The 21668-nt window shown below is 65.4% G+C and carries 22 protein-coding genes; 12 read left to right on the top strand and 10 right to left on the bottom strand.

All coding sequences use genetic code 11. From position 1 onward, the window contains the following. Positions 1-50: 50 nt before the first annotated feature. Positions 51-1316 (bottom strand): MFS transporter, encoded by a 1266-nt coding sequence (locus FJV43_RS24100; protein WP_239621584.1) that lies wholly within the window; start codon positions 1314-1316, stop codon positions 51-53. A 151-nt stretch (positions 1317-1467) separates the two neighbouring features. Here FJV43_RS24100 and FJV43_RS24095 point away from each other — a divergent pair, with 151 nt between their 5' ends. The 8 genes from FJV43_RS24095 to FJV43_RS24060 all read left to right on the top strand — a co-directional run bounded on the left by FJV43_RS24095 (position 1468) and on the right by FJV43_RS24060 (position 8824). Further along, positions 1468-1911: a hypothetical protein gene (locus FJV43_RS24095; RefSeq protein ID WP_239621583.1), complete on the top strand. Its 444-nt coding sequence runs from the start codon at positions 1468-1470 to the stop codon at positions 1909-1911. Positions 1912-1984: 73 nt separating this feature from the next. Continuing rightward, positions 1985-2269 (top strand): hypothetical protein, encoded by a 285-nt coding sequence (locus tag FJV43_RS24090; protein ID WP_239621582.1) that lies wholly within the window; start codon positions 1985-1987, stop codon positions 2267-2269. Between the two features lie 9 nt (positions 2270-2278). After that, a complete protein-coding gene (locus tag FJV43_RS24085) occupies positions 2279-3703 on the top strand; it encodes a TolC family protein (RefSeq protein WP_239621581.1) in 1425 nt (474 codons plus the stop codon). A 13-nt stretch (positions 3704-3716) separates the two neighbouring features. Further along, on the top strand, positions 3717-5054 hold the full coding sequence (locus tag FJV43_RS24080) for a copper oxidase (RefSeq protein ID WP_239621580.1): 1338 nt from the start codon (positions 3717-3719) through the stop codon (positions 5052-5054). Positions 5055-5086: 32 nt separating this feature from the next. Beyond that, on the top strand, positions 5087-5542 hold the full coding sequence (locus FJV43_RS24075; protein ID WP_239629576.1) for a cupredoxin family protein: 456 nt from the start codon (positions 5087-5089) through the stop codon (positions 5540-5542). 15 nt (positions 5543-5557) lie between these two features. Further along, positions 5558-5860, top strand: a complete 303-nt coding sequence (locus FJV43_RS24070; protein WP_239621579.1) for a copper-binding protein — start codon at positions 5558-5560, stop codon at positions 5858-5860. Positions 5861-6187: 327 nt separating this feature from the next. Beyond that, on the top strand, positions 6188-8329 hold the full coding sequence (flhA, locus tag FJV43_RS24065) for a flagellar biosynthesis protein FlhA (RefSeq protein WP_239621578.1): 2142 nt from the start codon (positions 6188-6190) through the stop codon (positions 8327-8329). A 294-nt stretch (positions 8330-8623) separates the two neighbouring features. Then, complete coding sequence (locus tag FJV43_RS24060; protein ID WP_239621577.1) at positions 8624-8824, top strand: hypothetical protein; 201 nt, start codon at positions 8624-8626, stop codon at positions 8822-8824. Between the two features lie 189 nt (positions 8825-9013). Here FJV43_RS24060 and FJV43_RS24055 read toward each other — a convergent pair whose 3' ends face one another. From FJV43_RS24055 to fliI, 6 genes are all read right to left on the bottom strand, one after another. Further along, a complete protein-coding gene (locus FJV43_RS24055) occupies positions 9014-10234 on the bottom strand; it encodes an NAD(P)/FAD-dependent oxidoreductase (protein ID WP_239621576.1) in 1221 nt (406 codons plus the stop codon). Between the two features lie 114 nt (positions 10235-10348). Continuing rightward, entirely contained in the window at positions 10349-11308 is a 960-nt protein-coding gene (locus FJV43_RS24050; protein ID WP_239621575.1) for an AraC family transcriptional regulator, read from the bottom strand. 196 nt (positions 11309-11504) lie between these two features. Next, positions 11505-12563, bottom strand: coding sequence for an anti-sigma factor (locus tag FJV43_RS24045; protein ID WP_239621574.1), 1059 nt, complete (start codon positions 12561-12563; stop codon positions 11505-11507). Positions 12564-12599: 36 nt separating this feature from the next. Next, a complete protein-coding gene (locus FJV43_RS24040; protein WP_239621573.1) occupies positions 12600-13145 on the bottom strand; it encodes a sigma-70 family RNA polymerase sigma factor in 546 nt (181 codons plus the stop codon). Between the two features lie 318 nt (positions 13146-13463). Beyond that, the gene (gene fliJ / locus FJV43_RS24035) at positions 13464-13883 is read right to left on the bottom strand and encodes a flagellar export protein FliJ (RefSeq protein ID WP_008562039.1); all 420 of its coding nucleotides are present in this window, start codon (positions 13881-13883) and stop codon (positions 13464-13466) included. Between the two features lie 121 nt (positions 13884-14004). Continuing rightward, entirely contained in the window at positions 14005-15330 is a 1326-nt protein-coding gene (fliI, locus tag FJV43_RS24030; protein WP_239621572.1) for a flagellar protein export ATPase FliI, read from the bottom strand. A gap of 474 nt (positions 15331-15804) precedes the next feature. On the opposite strand from fliI, the gene FJV43_RS24025 reads away from it, so the two are divergent. The 4 genes from FJV43_RS24025 to FJV43_RS24010 all read left to right on the top strand — a co-directional run bounded on the left by FJV43_RS24025 (position 15805) and on the right by FJV43_RS24010 (position 18679). Beyond that, on the top strand, positions 15805-16506 hold the full coding sequence (locus tag FJV43_RS24025) for a response regulator transcription factor (RefSeq protein ID WP_008138878.1): 702 nt from the start codon (positions 15805-15807) through the stop codon (positions 16504-16506). Between the two features lie 216 nt (positions 16507-16722). Further along, positions 16723-17127, top strand: a complete 405-nt coding sequence (locus tag FJV43_RS24020) for a DUF350 domain-containing protein (RefSeq protein WP_239621571.1) — start codon at positions 16723-16725, stop codon at positions 17125-17127. Position 17128: 1 nt separating this feature from the next. After that, a complete protein-coding gene (locus FJV43_RS24015; protein WP_239621570.1) occupies positions 17129-17515 on the top strand; it encodes a hypothetical protein in 387 nt (128 codons plus the stop codon). Positions 17516-17518: 3 nt separating this feature from the next. Further along, complete coding sequence (locus FJV43_RS24010) at positions 17519-18679, top strand: glutathionylspermidine synthase family protein (protein WP_239621569.1); 1161 nt, start codon at positions 17519-17521, stop codon at positions 18677-18679. Positions 18680-18727: 48 nt separating this feature from the next. On the opposite strand, the gene FJV43_RS24005 is transcribed toward FJV43_RS24010, so the two are convergent. The 3 genes from FJV43_RS24005 to FJV43_RS23995 form a co-directional block, all read right to left on the bottom strand. Continuing rightward, positions 18728-19270, bottom strand: coding sequence for a hypothetical protein (locus FJV43_RS24005; protein ID WP_239621568.1), 543 nt, complete (start codon positions 19268-19270; stop codon positions 18728-18730). A 286-nt stretch (positions 19271-19556) separates the two neighbouring features. Then, complete coding sequence (locus FJV43_RS24000) at positions 19557-20429, bottom strand: protein-glutamate O-methyltransferase CheR (RefSeq protein ID WP_239621567.1); 873 nt, start codon at positions 20427-20429, stop codon at positions 19557-19559. Then, entirely contained in the window at positions 20426-21622 is a 1197-nt protein-coding gene (locus FJV43_RS23995; protein ID WP_239621566.1) for a chemotaxis response regulator protein-glutamate methylesterase, read from the bottom strand. Before FJV43_RS23995 ends, FJV43_RS24000 begins: the two co-directional genes overlap by 4 nt. Between the last annotated feature and the right edge of the window lie 46 nt (positions 21623-21668).

The raw sequence follows: 21668 nt of genomic DNA, 5'->3' as shown, positions 1-21668 counted from the left end.
AACGGAAACTGCGAGATCCGGCTGTTCGCTGCTGAAGGGGCAAAGTCGGCCTATGTCGCGAAACCGGGACCGGTCTTCGTCGCGCTCATCCGCGAGCGGATCAGCAGCAGCACGACGATGCCGATGTTCAGCGCATTCCACGCCACGCCGTTCGCGAACGCCGCGGCATAGGAGCCGGTCGCATCGAAGATGACGCCCGACACCCAGCCGCCGAAGGACATGCCGAACACGGACGCAAAGATCACGATGCCGACGCGCGTCGCCGCCTCGCTCGCCGGCATCGCCTCACGCACGATGATGGCGTAGCTCGGCACGATGCCGCCCTGGAACAGGCCGAACATCGCCGAGATCAGATACAGCGAGGTCAGGCTGTCGAAGAACAGATAGAACACCAGCGCGAAGCCCTGCGCCAGCGACCCGACCAGGAGCGTGCGGATGCCGCCGATCTTGTCGGCGAGATAGCCGGAGCCGATCCGGCTGACGATACCGCATGCCATCATCAAGGACAGCATCTCGGCGCCGCGCGCCACGCCATAGCCGAGATCGCCGCAATAGGCGACGATATGCACCTGCGGCATCGCCATGGCGACGCAGCAGGCGATGGCCGCGATCGAGAGCAGCACCGTCAGCGTGTTGGTCGAGAGCTTGAGATCGACTTGCGGCGGCGGCGCATTGGCGTGATCGCGAACCTTGTCATGGCCCATCTGTGCGCGCAGGACGAGGACCAGAAGCGTCATCGTGCAGACGCAGACCATGCCGATGCCGATATGGGTGTAGCGCCAGCCGATCTCCTGCGTGCCCCAGCTCACGATCGGCGGCCACATCGTGCCCGCGACATAATTGCCGCTGGCGACGATGGTCACGGCAAGTCCGCGGTAGCGCTCGAACCAGTGCGAGGCTTCCGCCATCAGCGGCGCGAAAGTCGCCGAGGTGCCGAGCCCGATCAGGAAGTAGGCCGCCACGAACTGCCAGAGATGGCTCGACAGACCCGCGAGCACGTTGGCGACGCCGAGAAAGGCGATGCTGATCGCCATGGCCGGTACGATGCCGAACCGGTCGGTGATCTTGCCGGCGATCACCCCGCCAAGCCCGAAGCCGAACATCATGAGGGTGAAAGCCAGCGACACCGCGCCGCGCGTGGCGCCGAATTCGGCCTGCACCACGGGAATCACCACCACGACCGCCCACATGCCGACGGCGCCGATCGAGCCGATCAGAAGCGCAATGATCAGCCGCGTCCAGGCCTGACGAGAATCAGGGCTGAATGATTGAGGCGTCTGTCCTGGATGATTTGGCGCGTGCACGGGCCGGACCATGGCCCGCGGCTCGCCACAGGGTCAAGCATTGTGGCGCGATATTGGGCATGCGCTGTGCACTGCGGTAAGAAGGAGCTTGGCGATCGCGCAATTTGCTACTAGTTTGCAATCCGCGTGTGCACCTTTGCCGCGCGGAGAGCATGCCGGCGGAATGTTGCTGCGATTGACGCGATCGATGCGGATCAGGGTGGGGCGGATCATCGCCCTCGCCTACCTGTTCTGCGTGCTCGCGCCCGCTGCGGCGCTTGCCTGGGGCGATGGCGCTGCGCCGTGCCTTGACGACGCACTCCTCGCAGACCCCGTGCCGGCGCATCACCAGATGCCGACGAGCCATCTGCATGGCGATGCCTCGCATGAACACGCGGGAACCCACGCTCACCCCCAGACGGCCGCGCAGGACGCGCCGGCTCCGCATCATCACGGCGGCAAGGGAACAGTGGGACCGTGCTGCGCGATGATGTGCGTGAGCGCGCTGCCCGCCGACCTGCCCAGCGTCGCCAAGCCCCTGCTGCCCGTCTCCGCCTGCGCGCCCGAGCTCGTGGCCAGCCTGCACAGCGCGGCGCCGCCCCTGCACTACCGCCCCCCCATCGCCTGATCTGACGCGACGATTTCGGGCCGAGCGCGCTTTTGCGCGCGCGAACCTGTGGTCTCCAGATCAGGGATGAATCATGTTTACGCTTTCCGGGGCGAAGCCCGCCGCCGCATCTGCGGTGGGTGAACGACAGTGCCGAACCAATTGGCTGCTGCTGGCCTTTGCTGCGCTGGCGCTGTCCGGCTGCATGCCGGCAACGACACGAATCGCCAGCGCCGATCCCGCCGATCCGGCGGCGAAGGTGGCGCGCATCGGCTATCGCTCGACCATTGCGCCCTATACCAGCCTGCGCCCTGCGACGCCGGCGCCATGGCGTGGCCGCAACGACGCGGTGACGCCGCAGCCGAAGCAAGACCGGTAGGAGCGCGCCATGACACGCCATCTTGCGCGGGGCCTGCTCGTCCTCATTGCGCTCAGCGTTTCCGGCTGCGCCGCGTTCTCGCCCGACAGCGGGATGACTGATGTCTCTGATCTGACAGGCCAGGCCATCAACAAGGACGTCGCCTTCGTGCGAACGGCCGAGGGCGCCAACGCGGTCGAGGCGCGCGTTCGCCAGCTGCTGTCGCGGACGCTGAGCGCGGAGACCGCCGTGCAGATCGCGTTGCTCAACAACAAGGGACTGCAAGCCGCCTATAACGAGCTAGCGCTGGCCGAGACCGATCTCGTCGAGCAGAGCCTGCCGCCCAATCCCGTCTTCGCGATCTCCCGCATATCGGGCAATGGCGCCAGCGAGATCGAGCGCCAGGTGGTCGGCGACATTCTCGCACTCGCCACCCTGCCGTTCCGCTCCGACATCGCCCGCGACCGATTCCGCGGAGCGCAGCTGCGCGCGGCGCTGGCGACGCTGCGGCTCGCCGCCGACGTCCGCCGCGCCTATGTCCGCGCCGTCGCCGGCAACGAGATGGTGGGGCTGCTGACCGACGCGAAGGCGACGGCGGAATCGACTGCGCAGCTCGCGGTCAAGCTCGGCGAGACCGGCTCGCTCAACAAGCTCGACCAGGCCCGCGAGCAGGTGTTTTATGCCGAAACCACCGCCGACCTCGCAACGGCGCGCCAGGCGGCGGCGAGCGCGCGCGAAAGGCTGGCGCGCCTGATGGGGCTGTGGGACGACGGTCTCGACTTCCGTCTCCCTGATCGACTGCCGCCGCTGCCGCGTCGGCCGCAGGCCTTGCCCTCGATCGAGGCCGACGCGGTGGCGCACCGCATCGACCTGCAGATCGCACGGCTGGAGCTGGCCGCGCTGGCGAAGGCCCTGAACCTCACCGAGGCGACGCGCTTCGTGACGCTGCTCGACCTCGCCGGCATCTCCCGCCGCACCCAGGATCCGGAAGGGCCGCCGTTCCGCGAACGCGGCTTCGACGTGCAGTTCCAGATCCCGATCTTCGACGGCGGCGAGGTGCGGGTGCGGCAGGCCGCCGAGACCTACAATCTCGCCTTCAACCGCCTGACCGAGCGCGCCGTGAATGTGCGCTCCGAGGCGCGCGATGCCTATCGTGTCTATCGCTCCACCTACGACATCGCCGGCCATTACCAGCGCGAGATCATCCCCTTGCGGAAGATCATCACCGAGGAGATGCAGCTGCGCTTCTCCAGCATGCAGGTCGACATTTTCGCGCTGCTCACCGAGGCGCGACAGCGTTTGGCTTCGCTGCGCGGCGCGATCGACGCAAGGCAACGCTTCTTTCTCGCCCAGGCCGATTTGCAGACTGCCGTCAACGGCGGCGGCGTGCCGGCGGCCGGCGGCGACAATCCAACCACCATCGCCGCGGCAGCGCCTGCCGGCGGCGGCCACTGAGATGGAGGCCAGCATGTTTTCCCGCCGAGGATTCCTGGGGACCGCCGCGCTTGCCAGCGCGTCGGCCATCAGCGGCCGCGTCCAGGCCGCTTCGATTCCGGAAGCACCCACCATGGACAAGGTGGTGATGCAGCCGCCGCTGCATCCGGTCAGCGGCCCCGACTATCGCCCCGTGGTCACGCTCAACGGCTGGTCGCTGCCGTTCCGCATGAACGGCGACTGGAAGGAATTCCATCTCGTCGCCGAACCCGTGGTGCGCGAATTCGCCGAGGGCATGAAGGTGAATTTGTGGGGCTACAACGGGCAATCGCCGGGCCCGACCATCGAAGCCGTCGAGGGCGACAAGGTCCGCGTCTTCGTCACCAACAGACTGCCCGAATACACCACCGTGCACTGGCACGGCATGATCATTCCGAGCGGCATGGACGGCGTCGGCGGATTGAACCAGCCGCACATCCAGCCGGGCAAGACCTTCGTCTACGAATTCGAGATGAAGAAAAGCGGGACCTTCATGTACCACCCGCATTCCGACGAAATGGTGCAGATGGCGATGGGCATGATGGGCATGGTCGTCGTGCATCCGCGCGACCAGAGCTTCCGGCCCGTCGACCGCGACTTCGTCTTCGTGATGAGCACCTATCGCGTCGACCCCGGCACCTATCTGCCGCATGTCAACGAGATGACCGACTTCAACATGTGGACCTGGAATGCGCGGGTCTTTCCCGGCATCGATCCGCTCCCGGTCAGGCTCGGCGACAAGGTGCGCGTGCGCATCGGCAATCTCAGCATGACCAACCATCCGATTCACCTGCACGGCCACAGCTTTGCGGTCACCTGCACCGACGGCGGCTGGATCCAGGAGAGCGCACAGATCCCGGAAACGACCACCGACGTCCCGGTCGGCGCTGTCAGGGTGTTCGACGTGCTCGCCGACAATCCGGGCGATTGGGCGTTCCACTGCCACAAGTCGCATCACACCATGAACGCGATGGGACACGACGTGCGCAATCTCATCGGCGTGTCGCGCAAGGATCTCGCCAAGGCCGTCGGCAAGCTCGCGCCCGACGGCATGGCCATGGGCTCGACCGGCATGGCGATGGGCAACATGGAGATGCCGACGCCAGACAACACGCTGCCGATGATGACCGGCACCGGCCAGTTCGGGCCGATCGAGATGGGCGGCATGTTCACGGTGATGAAGATCCGCGAGGGCCTCGCGCGCGACGATTACCGCGATCCCGGGCCGTACAAATTCCCGCAAGGCACCGTCGCCTACGAGGTTACGGCCCCGGCCGCAGAGCCTGCCCGGCAAAAACCAGGCAGCCCGCCGATGAAGAACATGAAGATGTGAGCGTTTCGATGAATGAACAACTGGAGACCACGATGAAGACCACTATCAGGCTCGGCCTCGCGCTGGCTGCGCTTTCGACCGCGCCGGCCTTTGCTCACGACAAGCACGGGCACGGAAATTTTTCCGCCGGCGAACCCGGCGATCCCAAGAAGCCCGCCCGCACGATCGAGATCCTGATGAGCGAGATGGACTACACACCCGCCCGGATCGAGGTCAAACGCGGCGAGCAGATCCGCTTCGTGCTGCGCAACGTCGGCAAGGAGGACCACGAATTCCTGCTCGCCACCCCTAAGGAAAATCTCGCGCATGCGGTGGAGATGAAGAAGCACCCGCACATGGAGCACGACGATCCCAACGGGGCCCGGCTCGCGCCGAACAAGACGGCCGAGATCCTCTGGAAATTCAGCAAGGCCGGCACGTTCGAATATTCCTGCCTGATTCCCGACCATCGCGACTACGGCATGGTCGGCCACGTCACCGTGAAGTAAGCAATGGAGACTCCCATGAACCGCCTCATCCGTATCACTGCTTCGCTCGCGCTTGCTGTCGGCCTTGCGACCGGAACCCTCGCAGCCGAGGGCGCTGCGATCAGCGGCGAGGTGAAGAAGATCGACGAAGGCGCCGGCAAGATCACGCTCAAGCACGGACCGGCCAAAAGCCTCGGCATGGAGGACCCCATGACCATGGTCTACCGCGTCAAGGACCCCGCCATGCTCAAGCAGGTGAAGGTCGGCGACAAGGTGACCTTCGAGGCCGAGGAGGCGGCTTCCGGGTATACGGTGACGAAGATGGACAAGGCGAAGTAGCTTCCACTGTCATTCGGGGCGCGCCGCTTGGCGCGAACCCGGAATCTCGAGGTTCCGGGTTCGGCTCTGCGAGCCGCCCCGGAACGACGGCGCCTGCGCCGCGCTGCCCCGAACTACCCTGTCCCGCCCCCTCCCCACCCTCCGTTAACCCTTTGCTAACCATACACCCGGCAAGAATTGCCGGGTGAAGTCGAGTGTCGTCAGCCGCGTAGAACGGGAGCTCCCGTGGACGCCAGTGCGGTGCCTCACTTTCGGAACGGCGGCCCGTCGGCCGCCGCGCAGACGTTTGGGGCGCGCGGACGGCAGTCGCGCGGGGAGGCAGCTACCATGGTCGACGTCACGGCGGGACAGGGCGTAGGCAGCGCGAAGCCCGGCATCCCCTCCCTCAACGAGATCGTCAACATCCTCAAGCGCGGCGACATCGCGCTGGCGCTCGGCATCCTCACCATCCTGGTGGTGCTGATCCTCCCCTTGCCCGCGATCGTGCTGGACCTGTTCCTGGCGATCTCGATCACGCTCTCGATCCTGATCCTGATGACGTCGCTGTTCATCCAGGCGCCACTCGAATTCTCGGCCTTCCCGACCATCCTCCTGATCTCGACCATGCTGCGTCTGTCGCTCAACATGGCCTCGACCCGCCTGATCCTGTCGCACGGGCACGAGGGCACGGCCGCCGCCGGTCACGTCATCGAGGCCTTCGGCAACTTCGTGATGGGCGGCAATTTCGTCATCGGCATCATCGTCTTCGCCATCCTGATCATCGTCAACTTCGTCGTCATCACCAAGGGTTCGGGCCGTATCGCGGAAGTCGCGGCGCGCTTCCATCTCGACGCCATGCCCGGCAAGCAGATGGCGATCGACGCCGACCTCTCCGCCGGCCTGATCGACGAGAAGGTCGCCAAGGAGCGGCGCAAGGAGCTGGAGGACGAGAGCGGCTTCTTCGGCGCCATGGACGGTGCCTCCAAGTTCGTCCGGGGCGATGCCATCGCAGGCCTCCTGATCGTCTTCATCAACGTCGTCGGCGGCATGATCATCGGCGTGGCGCAGCAGGGCATGTCCTTCGCCGACGCCGGCCGCACCTACACGCTCCTGACCGTCGGTGACGGCCTCGTCACCCAGGTGCCGGCGCTGATCGTCTCGACGGCGGCCGGCCTGCTCGTCTCCAAGGCCGGCGTGTCCGGCGCCGCCGACAAGGCGCTGATGAAGCAGTTCTCCGGCTATCCGCAGGCACTGGCGATGTCCTCGGCAGTGATGCTGGTGCTGGCGGCCCTGCCGGGGATTCCGACCCTCCCGTTCCTGGCGCTCGGCACCGGCGCCGGCGCGCTGGCCTGGAACGCCCGCAACCGCAACCGGGCCACCGCCAGGGCCGAGGAAGCCGCCAAGTCCGCACCCGCGGCAGGTCAGCCCGGCGCGCCGGGGGCCGCTGCGACCGAAGAGCCGATCTCGGCGGCGCTCAAGATCGACGACCTCAAGATCGAGCTCGGCTATGCGCTGCTGCCGCTGGTCAACGGTCCCGACGGCACCGATCGCCTCACCGAGCAGATCAAGGCGCTGCGCCGTTCGCTCGCGATCGAGATGGGTTTCGTGATGCCGGCGGTGCGTATCCTCGACAACGTCCAGCTCGAGGCCAACACCTACATCATCAAGATCAAGGAGGTCGACGCCGGCACCGGCAAGATCTGGCCCAACCAGTTCATGGTCATGGATCCCGGCGGCGGCCAGGTGCAGGTGCCCGGCATCCACACCACCGAGCCGACCTTCGGCCTGCCCGCGACCTGGGTCGATGCCAGCCTCAAGGAAGAAGCCTCTCTCAAGGGCTACACCGTGGTCGACGCAGCGACCGTGCTCTCGACCCACCTCACCGAGCTGCTCAAGGCCAACATGTCGGACCTGCTCTCCTATGGCGAGGTGCAGAAGCTGCTCAAGGAGCTGCCGAAGGAGCAGAGCGAGCTGGTTAAGGACATCGTCCCCGGACAGGTCACGGTCTCCGGCATCCAGCGCGTGCTGCAACTGCTGCTCGCCGAACGCATCTCGATCCGCGACCTCTCGACCATCCTCGAAGGCATCGCCGATTCGCTCGCCTTCTCGCGCAACCCCGCCACCATGGTCGAGCACGTCCGCGCGCGTCTGGCGCGGCAGATCTGCGCGCAGAACACCTCCTACAACGGCTATCTGCCGTTGATCGCGCTGTCGGCACGGTGGGAGCAGGCCTTCGCCGAATCCATCATCGGCCAGGGCGAGGAGCGCAGCCTCGCGATGCAGCCCTCGAAACTGTCGGAGTTCATGACCGCTGTGCGTGAGGCGTTCGAGCGCGCCGCCCGCGAGGGCGAAGCACCGGTGCTGGTCACCTCTGCGGCAATTCGTCCGTTCGTCCGGTCCCTGGTGGAGCGGTTCCGAGCTCAGACGACCGTGCTGTCGCAGGCGGAAATCCACCCCAGGGCGAGGCTGAAAACGGTCGGAAGCATCTGATTTGCCTTAAGAAGCCGTGTGTTTTTCAGCCACAGGCAAATGGTTTTTGAGTTCCTGGCGCCTTGTCGACCGAATGCTGCCGGGACGCCCAATCGGCGCATTACATCATTGAAATAATTACATAATTGCACGATTCAGGATCATTTTCGATCGCGACCTTTCACGTCCTGTCACGCTCTTGTGACCGCCTCTTGGGAACGAATCCCGCCAATACTAGGTTGTTGGGCACCGGAAGCATGAACCTGCCTTAACGGGCTGGCGACTACTTCGGGTAGATGGCGGCAGGAGGCTTCCATGAACCACTCGATCTACAGCGCTGATCGCTCGACCCACTTGAAAATCGTGGTCGTGGCCCTCGTCGCGGGGATCGCGCTGGCAGGCCTCGGCATTTCGGCGCGTTCGGGTTCGGATGAAGGTTTGACCCAGACCGCCCGCGTCATCAAGGCCGGCAAGCCGGTCGTTGTCACCAGTTCGGACGTATCCCTTGTTCGATAAGGAGATCTAGAGTTTCAGGAATTCACGCGGCTCTTTACCAGCCCCCCAAAGTCGCCACGTGGATATGTAGACGACCCCAACCCCAAGTCGACTACAGAAAGCGCCCGCCCCCCACGGGCGCTTTCTCATGTCTGGAGGTAGCTCGCGAGACGCTCAGCCGTCGTCCTCCAACCAGCATCAATCAGATTGTCACCGCCCCCCATAAGTCGGCGGCGGTGCCTGCACGGTCGGCGCTGCGGCAGCGAACAGCTCGTCCTTGCTGCCGGTCAGCGGCGGATAGATCCGTCTGCGGTTAATGGTCTCTTTGGTCGCCTTTGCGGCCGCGCCGGTGGTACGGACTTCGCGATCCCACCCCTCCGTATAGAGCGCACCCCAGCCGCCGAGATCGAGCACGGTGACGTACCAGTCGATCCGCAGCGGCAGCATGGGCAGGCCGGCGAGATCGGCCACCACGTTGTGGCCTGCGAAGCGGCCCATGGGACGGGCGAACTGACAGGACATCACGGTCGGATGCAACCCGTCGATCACGCTCGAGGCAACGTCGCCGGCCGCGAACACGCCGCCGACATCCGCAACCCGCATCAAGGGATCGACCAGAAGGCGCCCGAGGCGATCGCGTGCGCCCGGAAAGCTCGCTGCCAAGGGGCTTGCACGCATGCCCGCACACCAGATCACCGTCTGCGCCGCAATGAACTCGCCCGAGTTCAGGCGCATGCCAGCGGCCTCGATCGACACGACACGCACACCGAGCCGCGTGTCGACATCGAGCGAAGCCAGGGCCGTCTCGACGACGGGGCGCGCATGCGTGCCGATCGTGGCGCCGACCGCTGGATTGGGATCGACCAGGATGATGCGGCGGCTGCCGCTGATGCCCGCCCGCGCCAGCCGGTCAGGCATCTCGGCTGCGACCTCGATGCCGGTGAAGCCGGCGCCGACCACCACCACCGTTGAACGTCCCGGAGACGGCGCGCTGCGTCCAAGCGAAACCAGATGTTCTTCGAGGCGGAGCGCCGCGGCATAGGTGTCGACGTCGAAGCCGTGCGCGGCAAGGCCGGGAATGTCGGGGCGCATCACCTCGCTGCCGAGCGCCAGCACGAGGCGATCATAGCCCAGCGTCTCCTCGCCGCTGCTGGTGACGAGCGAGATCTCGCGCCGTACCGGATCGATGGCCTCGACCTCGCCGAGGCCGTGGCTGACACTGATCGGATCGAGCAGTTGCGGCAGCGGCAGCGCGACCTCGCCGAGATCGGCCTCGTAGTTGCGCACGCGGATATTGTGATAGGGGTTGCGGTCGATGACCCGGATCTCGATGTCGCGGTCGCTCGCGCCGATCTCGTCTCGCTTGCGCGCAGCACCGATGGCCGCCCACAGGCCTGCAAATCCGGCACCGAGCACGACGATACGCGCCATGTCCGCCTGCGCACCTTCCAGAGGATCCTGCGGTCTCCCCGCCCGGACAGACTAGCTCAACGGCCGGCGTCGACCAAATGCGGCAGCGCACGCGCAGCCGCACGAAATCGCGACTTACGCCTCACGCAGCTCCGACGGCGTCGCCCCGAAGCGCTTGCGAAAGGCGCGATTGAAATAGGACAGATCGGAGAAGCCGGACGAATGCGCGATGTCACTGATCTTGCGCGCCCTGGCGCGGGGATCACCGAGCAGCTTGCGCGCATGGAGCAGGCGCTGCTCCAGCACGAATTCGGTGAAGGTCGTGCCGGCCTGCTCGAACAGGCGCTGTGCCTGGCGCGGGCTCAGCCCCGAGCGCGTCGCGACCTCGGCCAGACAGAGATCGTTGCGGCCGAGTGCGGCCATCACGTCGGCGCGCATCAGATCGAGGCGAGCCGCCGCCTGGCCGCGGCCGCGTGCGCGGCTTGCATGCTCCGCATCGGTGCCGAGCAGGAGACCGACGAGATCGACCATATGCTGCGCCGTCAGGCGCTGGCCTACCGCATCGAGATGCGGCGCGTGGTTGGCGGCGAGCGTTTGGTAGCGGAAGATGGTCTCGGCGACCGCGCCGTCGCACAGCACCTGCGAGAGCTTGTCCTCGGCGCGCGGATTGATGTCGAGCAGCGCACGGCGCGGCATGCGAATGGTGGTGAAGCGGTCTTCGTCGGTGTGGCCGACGGTGCCGGTGATGCTCATGTCGACGAGCACCATCTGGGCAGGCGTGAGCTCCACGGTATGCCCATTCTGTCCGACGCGGACGAGCCCCGCATGCGCCGCGATCAGGACGAGGTCGTCGCTGCCGTCGGCGAGGTGGCTCTGCGTACGGGAATATTGCGCGGAGGCGCCTTCCGGAATGGCGAGCACGATGTTGTCGATGACGCTGACCTGGAGCCGGCAATCGATGCTGTCGCCATGGCTCGGCCCGATGTCGAGGCCGCAGCGACTGAAGGCCCGCTCGCGCCAGTCTTCGAACGCCGGGCCGTGCGGCAGCCCCGCATATTGGTGAAGGAAGATGCCCGGCGTTCTCGCTGCATCCATCTGATTCTCTCGCCCTCTCCGGCATCGCCGACTTCAAATTCCGGGGATTTGACGCCGCGGCTTGCGGGGAGGTTCAAAATCGGGGGCGGATTTGGCCGGGCTTGTCGAAATGCGACGACCGGATGGACCGCGGCGACAAGGCGCGCCCTTCCAGCCCGAATGGAGCGCAGCTCCATCCGGCCACGATGCTTCGATATTACTTCTTCGCGGGCGCCTGCGGCTGCGTGGGCGGCACGGTCTCGATCAGCTTGCCGGAAAACACCGGCGCCGATGTGGGCTGGCCGTCGGGTGAGCCGCCGGCCTGCTCGACGGTGACGGCGAAGGTGGCGCCGTTGACGACCTCGGCATCATAGGAGGCGAGCAGCGGACGGGCGGTGAAATCGCTGGCCCCGATGACGCCGAGCGAGCGCGGGCGCGGCAGCTTGTCCGAGATCAGCCAGAGCTCGAAACTCTTGCCGGGCTCCGGCGTCGCGCCGACTTTCCGCACCGTGAAATTCCGTGTCGCGCCGTCGATGGTGAGGATGAACGCGGGGCCACCGCCCTGGCCCTGCAGCAGCGCGACATATTGCGCGGAGGCGGCGAGCGGCGCGGCCGGAGTTTTCACCTCGACCGTCTGGATGCGGGGCGCAGGACGCAAGCCGCCCGGCAGCGCGTCGGGCAGGAATATCTGAAGCGACAGCGTCACGAGCAGCGCGGCCGCGAGCGCGCCGACGGCGGATGCAATGTTGCGCCAGCGCTTCACGCGCCCCTCGAGGCGGATTACGTCACCATCGACGACCGGCGCCAGCTGTGCGCGCAAAACACTGATATCCGGAGCATGGACCTGCGGAATGAATTGCGGCGCGATGTCCGGGATGGCATCGGGTTCGGGGCGCGACGACCCGGGCTGCTCCGCGGCGGGATGCGATGTTTGCGGGGGCCCGTTCTCCGCGGAAGATTCCGACGTCGCAGCTTCCTCCGCGGGCAGGTCCGGCATGGGCGCAGGCGGCGGCGAAGCTTCGGCAGGTGCAGGCGGCTCCTGCGCAAGCGTGGTGCGCGCGATTTCGGACTTGATGTTCTCCCACACGACCGGACGCGGCTCGACCGAGCCGACCATCTGGTTGAGCGCGCCAAGTCGATACGACCAGGACTGCACGATATCGGCGAACGCCTCGTCCTCCGCCATCATGGCCTCGACCTGCGCACGCTCATCGGCGTCGAGCGTACCGAGCGCGTATTCCGCGGCGAGCGCGATATGATCCTCCGTGTAGGCCATCAATTGCGGTCCAGAACCATCCTCATCATCAGGCCATCACAGCCCGAGGCACTCCCGAATATCCAGCATGCTGCGCCGGAGCCACGTCTTCACCGTATTGACGGGCGCGGCGAATTTCTCCGCCAATTGCTCGCGGCTCCAGCCGTTGTAATAGGCGAGAAGCACGAGCCTCTGACGGTCCGGCTCGAGCCGGCCGATACATTCCAGGAGCCGCTTCAGCTCCTCGGTCATCTCGCGGCGCGCCAGCGGATCGGGACTCTCGGCCGCGACCTCCATCGCCTGAGGCTCTTCCTCGATGGAGACTTCCGACTTCTTGCGCACGATGTCGATCGCACGGTTGCGCGCGATCGAGGCCATCCACGTGATCGGCGACGACAAGGCCGAATTGAACTGGCCGGCGCTGTTCCAGATCTTGACGTAGGTCTCCTGAAGGACCTCCTCTGCAAGATCCTGTCGGCGCAAGATACGGAGCACGACGCCATAGAGTTTCGCGCGCGTGGCGGCGTAGAGGCGCTCGAATGCGGCCTGATCGCCCTTCGCCACTGCCTCGATCAACTCGACCAGCTCTGCTGGCGTCAGCATTCAGCCCCCCAACGCGCGGCGCCGTCATCGCCTTCACCTCTCCCCGACGGGACGAGGTCGATTTGCGCAGCAAACCGGGTGAGGGGGCTCGGGGCTGACGGGAGACCGGAACCCCTCACCCCGCGCTCCGCGCCGACCTCTCCCAAGGGAGAGGTGGACGCCGCCGTCGCTGGCACAGCATTCATCGCGGCCACCATAGCGCGCGGCAAAGCCGACCACCAAGGGGCGCGGTGCCCCGCTGTGGACAGCACATACGAAAACCCGGACCTTGCGGGTCCGGGTTTGGCAAATTCCAACGTGGTCTGGCTGCCGGCCGGCTCAGGCTACCGCGCCGATGCGGGCCCGCATCAGGCCGATGCTGTCGAGGTCGGCCTGCTCACGGGCGTTTTCCTCGGCCCGCTCGCGGGCCTGGTCGCGCTCGTCGAGGAGCTCGACCTTCTTCAGCTCTTCGAAGGCCTCGGCCAGTGCGGCCTTGGCTTCGTCGAGCTGGCCCTTCAGCTCGTCGGCTGAACGGGTCAGGTTCTCGCGGCGCTGGATCGCGGCCTTGGCGTAGGTCGGATAGGCGAAGTGCGAGGGATCGTTGATCCCGGCACGGTCCTGCTCGGTCTGGATCTCGCGTTCGAGATCGACCGACATCCGCTGGAAATCGGCGATCATGGTCTCGATCTGGGTGACCCGGCGGCGCTTCTCGTCGACCTGAAACTTTTTCAGGCGGATAAGCGTATCTCGTGACTTCATCGACTCGTACTCCCCAGAAGTCCCCCCGCTGCACGTGGGACGGCACCGGTCGCCCCCCAGGCCCGATTGAGGCCAAGACCGGCTCTGCTACTCTGTGGGAACGGATGATGACCTGACAAAGTTAGCGTTCCGTTTCCAAATTGCCGAGGATCTGCGCCAATTGGCGGTAGCCGTCCGCCAGGGATGCATTCTCGTCCTTGCGCTGGCGCAGGAAGGCCTCCAGCGGCTCGTGCAGCCGGATCGCCTCGTCGACCTCCGGGCTGGAGCCGGCGCGGTAGGCGCCGAGCCGGATCAATTCCTCCATGTCGGCATAGGTCGCCATCACCTGGCGTGCCCGCTGGATGACGGGCCAGAACTGCGGATCCGCCGATTTCGGCATGGTGCGAGAGACGGATTTGAGGATGTTGATCGCGGGGTAGCGGCCGCGCTCGGCGATCGAGCGCTGCATCACGATGTGGCCGTCGAGGATGCCGCGGACCGCATCCGCGATCGGCTCATTATGGTCGTCGCCGTCGACCAGCACCGTGAAGATCGCGGTGATGGCCCCCTCCCCCAGGCCCGGCCCGGCCCGCTCCAGGAGCTTCGGCAACTCCGTGAAGACGGTCGGCGTATAGCCCTTGGCTGTCGGCGGCTCGCCGGCGGACAGGCCGATCTCGCGCTGGGCCATGGCAAAGCGCGTCACCGAGTCCATCAGGCAGAGCACGTCCTTGTCCTCGTCGCGAAAATATTCGGCGATCGCGAGCGTCAGATACGCCGCCTGGCGGCGCATCAGCGCGGGCTCGTCGGAGGTGGCGACCACCACGACCGAGCGCGCCAGGCCCTCCTCGCCGAGATCGTCCTGCAGGAATTCCTGAACCTCGCGCCCGCGTTCGCCGATCAGCCCGATGACACTGACAGCGGCATCGACGTTGCGCGCGAGCATCGAGAGCAGCACCGACTTGCCGACGCCGGACCCCGCGAAGATGCCCATGCGCTGGCCGCGGCAGCAGGTGAGAAAGGTGTTCATCGCGCGCACGCCGAGATCGAGCGGCGCGCCGACGCGCTTGCGCGAATGCGCCGGCGGCGGCGTATTGCGGAACGGCATCGGCGAAGAGCCCTGCGGCAGCGGCCCCTTGCCGTCGATCGGCTCGCCCAGCGCGTTGACGACGCGGCCGAGCCAGGCTGCGGACGGCCGCACCTGATTGGCGGCATTGGCAATGACCGCCTTGCAGCCGCGGCGCACGCCGTCGAGGCCGGCGAACGGCATCACGACGGCATTGTTGCCGGAGAAGCCGATCACCTCGCAGGGAATGGTGCGGTTGGCGCCGGTCTCGATCACGAGCCGTGCGCCGACCGACATGGCGTGAATCGGACCGGCCACCTCGACCATCAGGCCGCGGACCCCGACCACGCGGCCGTAAATATTGACGCCGTCGATGTCGCCGATCTGTTCGGCAAGAGCCTTCATTGGGAGCACGCCTTCATGTGAGAGCCTTCATGAGGTGATCGCCTTCGTGATGCCCGGGTCGCTCTTGTGATCCCCGGGTCGCCCTGGGCGATCCCGGGACGTCACGGTGAAAGCCTTAAGTTTCGCCACATTTCTGAACGGCGCTTAACCTCGTGTTTACCCGCATCATTAATCATTGCGTCACTGTCTTTGTGACTGAGCGTGACTTCCCTTCAGAAGAAGGCTGAGTCGCGGGAGTCGGTTAAACCCGTCTCTTAAAGTGGAGCTTGAACGGAATCGGGTAACGAAAGCTGCTTCATACGCAAGACCTTAGGGCGATTCGGCAAAAATTGCACCGTGGGGACTTGCGTTCCAGAATCAGAGTTTGTTAACCATCTGTCGTCAGGATCCGAATCAGTTGTTCAAAGGCGTTTTGTTGAGTGCCGCGAATGCGGCCGACCTGACGCCCAGGAGCGGCGACTATGGGGAACTGGCATGCGCGTTTTGCTGATTGAAGATGACAGCGCCGTCGCGCAGTCGATCGAGCTGATGTTGAAGTCGGAGAGCTTCAACGTCTACACGACCGATTTGGGGGAAGAAGGCGTCGATCTCGGTAAATTATACGATTACGACATTATCCTTCTCGACCTCAATCTGCCCGACATGTCCGGATACGACGTGCTCAAGCAGCTCCGGGTCTCCAAGATCAAGACACCGATTCTGATCCTCTCCGGCCTCGCCGGCATCGAGGACAAGGTCAAGGGTCTCGGCGTCGGCGCCGACGACTACATGACCAAGCCCTTCCACAAGGACGAGCTGGTGGCCCGCATCCACGCGATCGTGCGCCGCTCCAAGGGCCATGCCCAGTCGGTCATCCAGACCGGCGACCTCGTCGTCAACCTCGACACCAAGACGGTGGAAGTCGGCGGCCAGCGCGTGCATCTGACCGGCAAGGAATATCAGATGCTGGAGCTCCTCTCGCTCCGCAAGGGCACGACCCTCACCAAGGAAATGTTCCTCAACCATCTCTATGGCGGCATGGACGAGCCGGAGCTGAAGATCATCGACGTCTTCATCTGCAAGCTCCGCAAGAAGCTCGCCAACGCCTCCGAGGGCCGCAATTTCATCGAGACCGTGTGGGGCCGCGGCTACGTGCTGCGCGAGCCGCACGAGCACGAAGAGCGCATTCCCGCCTGATCTCCTGGGTTACGTCGCGAGCCTCGGGGCTCGCTCCTCCCAGCCTGGACCCCGCCGCAAATGGCGGGGTTTTTGTTTTTGGGCACGTATTCTCCCTCTCCCGCTTGCTTGCGGGAGAGGCGCGACAGCCGCTGTCGATACGACTTCATCCCTCCCTAACGTTTGAACCACTACCCTTCCCCTGCCGACGAATGGTCGCTGCACGATGGGGGAACGATGATCCTGCAATCACTCTCCGGCCTGCCCGCCTTCCTGGTCTATTTCTGCACCGGGCTGATCGCGATCGTGGCCTATCTGTTCGTCTACACCCGCATCACGGCCCATAACGAATTCCAGCTCATCCGCGACAACGAGCCGGCGGCGGCGATCGCGCTCGGGCTCAGCCTGCTCGGCTTCGTGGCGCCGCTGGTGAGCGCCATCGCGCATTCGGCCAACGTGCTGGACTGCCTGATCTGGGCGACGATCGCGCTGGTCGTGCAGGTCATCGTGTTCTTCCTCGTCAAGGTCCCGGTCCCCAAGCTTTCGGAACGGATCTCCGCCGGCGAGCTTGCCCCGGCGATCTGGCTCGGCCTGTCCTCGCTCGCCGCGGGGCTGCTCAACGCCGCCAGCATGATCTACTGACATGGCCGACAGACCTACCAAGAAGGAGTTCGGCAAGCGCCGGCCGGTGGCCGAGCCAGCGCCGCGGCCGCCGGTGAAGCGCTCGGGCCATGTCGCCCTCCTCGTGATGGGCACGATCGCGGTGGGCACCACCGCCTACACGCTGATGCCGCGGCAGACTTGCGAGCCCTCTCCCGGCGCCATACCGGGCCAGACGACGACGACCTGCAGCAGCAGCGGCAGCAGTTCATCAGGCGGCAGCGGCTCGCGCTGGTCGTCGCGATCGAGTTTCTTTAGCAGCGATTCCTCGAGCCATTCCTCGTCGGGAACGTCGTCCGATTCGGGCTCCCATAGCGTGAGCCGCGGCGGCTTCGGCTCGTTCGGCCATGGCTTCTCCGGCGGCGGCTGATCCATGCAGCGCATCGCCTGTCCCGAGCGCGACGACTGGCGGCACACCGCCGAGCAATGTGGCTTCGTCTTCCACACCATCGACGGCGAACGCTATTGGGACGAGAGCGCCTATTACGGCTTCACGCTCGACGAGATCGAGCGCGGCATCGAGACGCCGACCGGCGAGATCGACGCGATGTGCCTGGAGCTCGCCGGCCGCGTCATCGGCGACGAGCGCTGCCTGCGGCGCTTGAAGATACCGGAAGCGTTCTGGAGCCTGATCGCCGAGAGCTGGGAGCGCGACGACCGCAGCCTTTACGGCCGGCTCGACCTGAAGTTCGACGGCAAGGGTCCGGCAAAGCTGCTCGAATACAACGCGGATACGCCGACCTCGATCTTCGAGGCCGCGGTGTTTCAATGGACCTGGCTCGAGCAGGCGATCGAGCGGCGCATCATCCCGTCGCGCGCCGATCAGTTCAACTCCATCCATGAGCGGCTGATCGCGGCGTGGAAGGAGATCGCGGCCGGCCACCACGTCCATCTCACCGGCATCACGGGCAACGAGGAAGACGCCGGCACGCTCGCTTATCTCGAAGACACCGCGCGCCAGGCCGGGCTCTCGACCAGGCTGCTCGACATCGAAGAAGTCGGCTGGCGCGACGAAGGCGGCGGCTTCGTGGATCTCGACGATGGCGACATCGCGCTGGCCTTCAAGCTCTATCCCTGGGAGTGGATGTTCCAGGACGCGTTCGGTGCAAAGCTCAAGGATGCAACCACGCGCTGGATCGAGCCGCCGTGGAAGGCGGTGCTCTCCAACAAGGGCATCCTGCCGCTGCTCTGGGAGATGTTTCCGAACCATCCCAATCTGCTGCCGGCCTTCTTCGAGGACGATCCGCGCGCCGCGGAGCTCGGAACGTCCTATGTCCGCAAGCCGCTGCTGTCGCGCGAAGGCGCCAACGTCACGCTGGTGTCCGGCGGGATGCCGCTCGACGAGCAGGCGGGTCCCTACGGCGCCGAAGGTTTCGTGCGCCAGGCATTGTCACCGCTTCCGAACTTTTCGAGCTTCTATCCGGTGGTGGGAAGCTGGCTGGTGAACCACGAGCCGTGCGGCCTCTCGATCCGCGAGGACGAAAGTCCGATCACCGGCAACCGCTCGCGGTTTCTGCCGCATGCGATCTTGTGAGATGCGCTCGCGACCTCGTCGGAACGGGACGCGAGCGCACATGCTGACCTAGGGTGTCTTGACGATGAATCTTCCATCGTACAGGAATGCGCCCTTGAACCCGCTTTGAACACTTTCGAATCCGCCGGTGCCCGTCGCGTTCGCGTACGTACCAGTGCCCGACAAGATCGTATATTCGCCCTTCGCTTTGCCGTCCTTGACCGCGCCGGCGTAGCGCGCCGTGATCGAGGAGCCATCGTCGAAGGTGTAGGTGCTGTAGCCAAAGATAGGTCCTGAGCCCTTGAGCAGGTCGGAGGAATTGACAAAATCTTTCACGGCAATGCGTCCATCCTTGAAGAAGGCAACGCCAAACATTTTGCCGGACATGACCATCTGGCCTTCGACGTTCGCGACCTCGGTGACTTTGACATCCATCGGCTTGGTGACGAGCTTGAACTCGAGCACCTGCTCACCGGCGAGAGCAGTGGCGGGTAACGAAAGCGCTGCCAACAAGAAATACGAGGCACAAGACATTCGCATGGTATGTCCTCCCCAGTATGGTTCATGATGGAATGGAATCCCGCCTCGGTTCGGCGGGACGATCGGCAGCATAGCACAACCGTCAGAGGTTGATCAGGGCCGCGATTGCATTGCATCGCGGCACGCCCCTCCTGTTGCGCCGGTAGCTGAGTAGTCTGCAATGCGCAAACGCGTGGGAAGCGCCTCGCGCATGATCCGGAAAAGTGCGCAGCGGTTTTCCGAAAGGATCATGCTCAAACAACAGCGCGATGACGATTCATCCTAATCCCATCGCGCTTTAAGGCGAAGCGATGTCCGTCAGTTGTTGCCGATCATTTGCAACGACAACGCTCGGTGAGATCGCCTGCCGTTCGGCCAATCACCTCGCCGCTGCCACCTTCAATGTCGGCGGCATCAATCCGCCCATCGCCCGGCCGGAGCGCGCGGGGTTGAGCTGATAGAGACCGCGACGGTCGGTCATGGGGCGGAACGCGTCAGTGATGCCGACGACGGACTCGGCAGCGCCAAGCAGTAGCGTGCCGTCGGGCTCCATCGCCTTCGCCATGCGCTCGAAGATCACCGCCTTGGTGTCCTGATCGAAATAGATCAGCACGTTGCGGCAGAAGATCACGTCGAACGTGCCGAGATGCGAGAAGTCCTGCAGCAGGTTGAGCTGGCGGAACTGCACCATCGCGCGAATGTCGGCATTGAGCTGCCAGAGTTCGCCGACTTGCGTGAAGTACTTCATCAGGTGCTGGATCGGCAGGCCGCGCTGCACCTCGAACTGGCTGTAGACGCCGGCCTTGGATTTCTCCAGCACCTCCTGCGACAGGTCGGTGGCGACGATCTCGATGCGCCAGCCGGCGAAGGCCGCGCCCATCTCCTTCACGCACATCGCGATCGAATAGGGCTCTTGCCCGGTCGACGAGGCCGCCGACCAGATGCGCAAGCTCTTGCGCGCCGCGCGCGCCTGGATCAGGCCCGGCAGGATGGTCTCGCGCAGATGGTCGAACGGAATCTTGTCGCGGTAGAAGAAAGTCTCGTTGGTGGTCATCGCTTCGACCACGTCGGTCGCAAGGCGGCCGTCGCCGTTCCTGATCTTCAGCACGAGGTCGGGGATGCCGGGAAGGCTTGCCTTGCGGGCGAGCGGCAGCAGCCGGCTCTCGACCAGGTACTGCTTGTCGGCCGAGAGATCGAGGCCGGAGCGCTCCTTCAGGAACTTGCGCAGGTAGTCGTAATCCGTCGGCGTCACGAGCGGTCTCCCGCGAACAGGCGATTGACCTTGGCGCCGATCTGATTGAGCGGCAGGATCGCCGCGCAGATGCCGGCATTGGCCGCCGCCCCCGGCATGCCCCAGACCACGCTCGAGGCTTCGTCCTGTGCGATGACGCTGCCGCCGGCGGCGACGATGTCCTTGCCGCCGCGCATGCCGTCCGAGCCCATGCCCGTCAGGATCACGGAGAGGATATTGCCATGCCAGACGTCGATGGCCGAGGTGAAGAGCGGATCGACCGCGGGTTTGCAGAAATTGACCGCCGGCCCGTCATCGAGCGAGATCGCGGCATCCGCACCGCTGCGCACGACGCGCATATGCTTGCCGCCGGGCGCAAGGTAGATCCGTCCGGCCTTCACCGGCTCGCCGTCGACTGCCTCGCTCGCCGGCCGGCGGCTCGAACGCGCCAGATGCTCGGCAAGGATGGTGGTGAAGGTCGGCGGCATGTGCTGGGTGATCAGCACCGGGAAGCGGTCGATCACCGGGCCGAGTTCGGTGACGAGCGACATCAGCGCCTGGGGACCGCCGGTCGAGGAGCCGATCAGCAGCACCTTCGGCGCCTGGGTCGAGAACGGACGCGTCGACAGCGGTCCTGACGACGGGGCATGCACGGCCGGAGTGGGCGCAGGCACGGCAGGCCGCGCAACAGGACCGCGCGCGGCCGGAGCCGGGCTTGCGGGCGCCAGCGGCGGGCTCGCAACCGCAGCCTTGCGACGCAGCCGCGCGCCGAGATGGCGGATCTTCTGGATCAGGTCGTGATGAAAGATGTCGGCCGCCGATGCCTCGCGCGTCGATTCCGGCTTCGGGATGTAGTCGGCCGCGCCGAGCGACAGCGCCTTGAAGCTGATCTCCGCGTTGCGGCGGGTCAGCGTCGAGGCCATGATGATGACGAGATCGCGCTTCTTCGCCAGCAGTTGCGGCAGCGCCGAGAGGCCGTCGAGTTCGGGCATTTCGATGTCGAGCACGGCAACGTCGGGGTTGATGCGTTCGATCTGGTTGACCGCCTCGAGCCCCGTGCGCAGCGAGGCCGCGACCTCCATGTCGTGCTCGGCGCCGATCCAACGCGAGATCAGACCGCGGATGACGACGGAGTCGTCGACGACCATCACCCGCAGCGGCCCCGCTTCGCGCGACGGCGTCGTGGTCGAATTCCCTGCGAACGCAACACTCATTACTCACCAACTCAGACTGAAACGGTATGGTTGAAAGCAGGCGCCG

This window comes from Bradyrhizobium sp. I71, from assembly GCF_022354745.1.
In the GTDB taxonomy this organism is placed as follows: domain Bacteria; phylum Pseudomonadota; class Alphaproteobacteria; order Rhizobiales; family Xanthobacteraceae; genus Bradyrhizobium; species Bradyrhizobium liaoningense.
The sequence above is the reverse complement of the archived record's forward strand: the minus strand, read 5'-3'. Positions and strand labels throughout refer to the sequence as shown.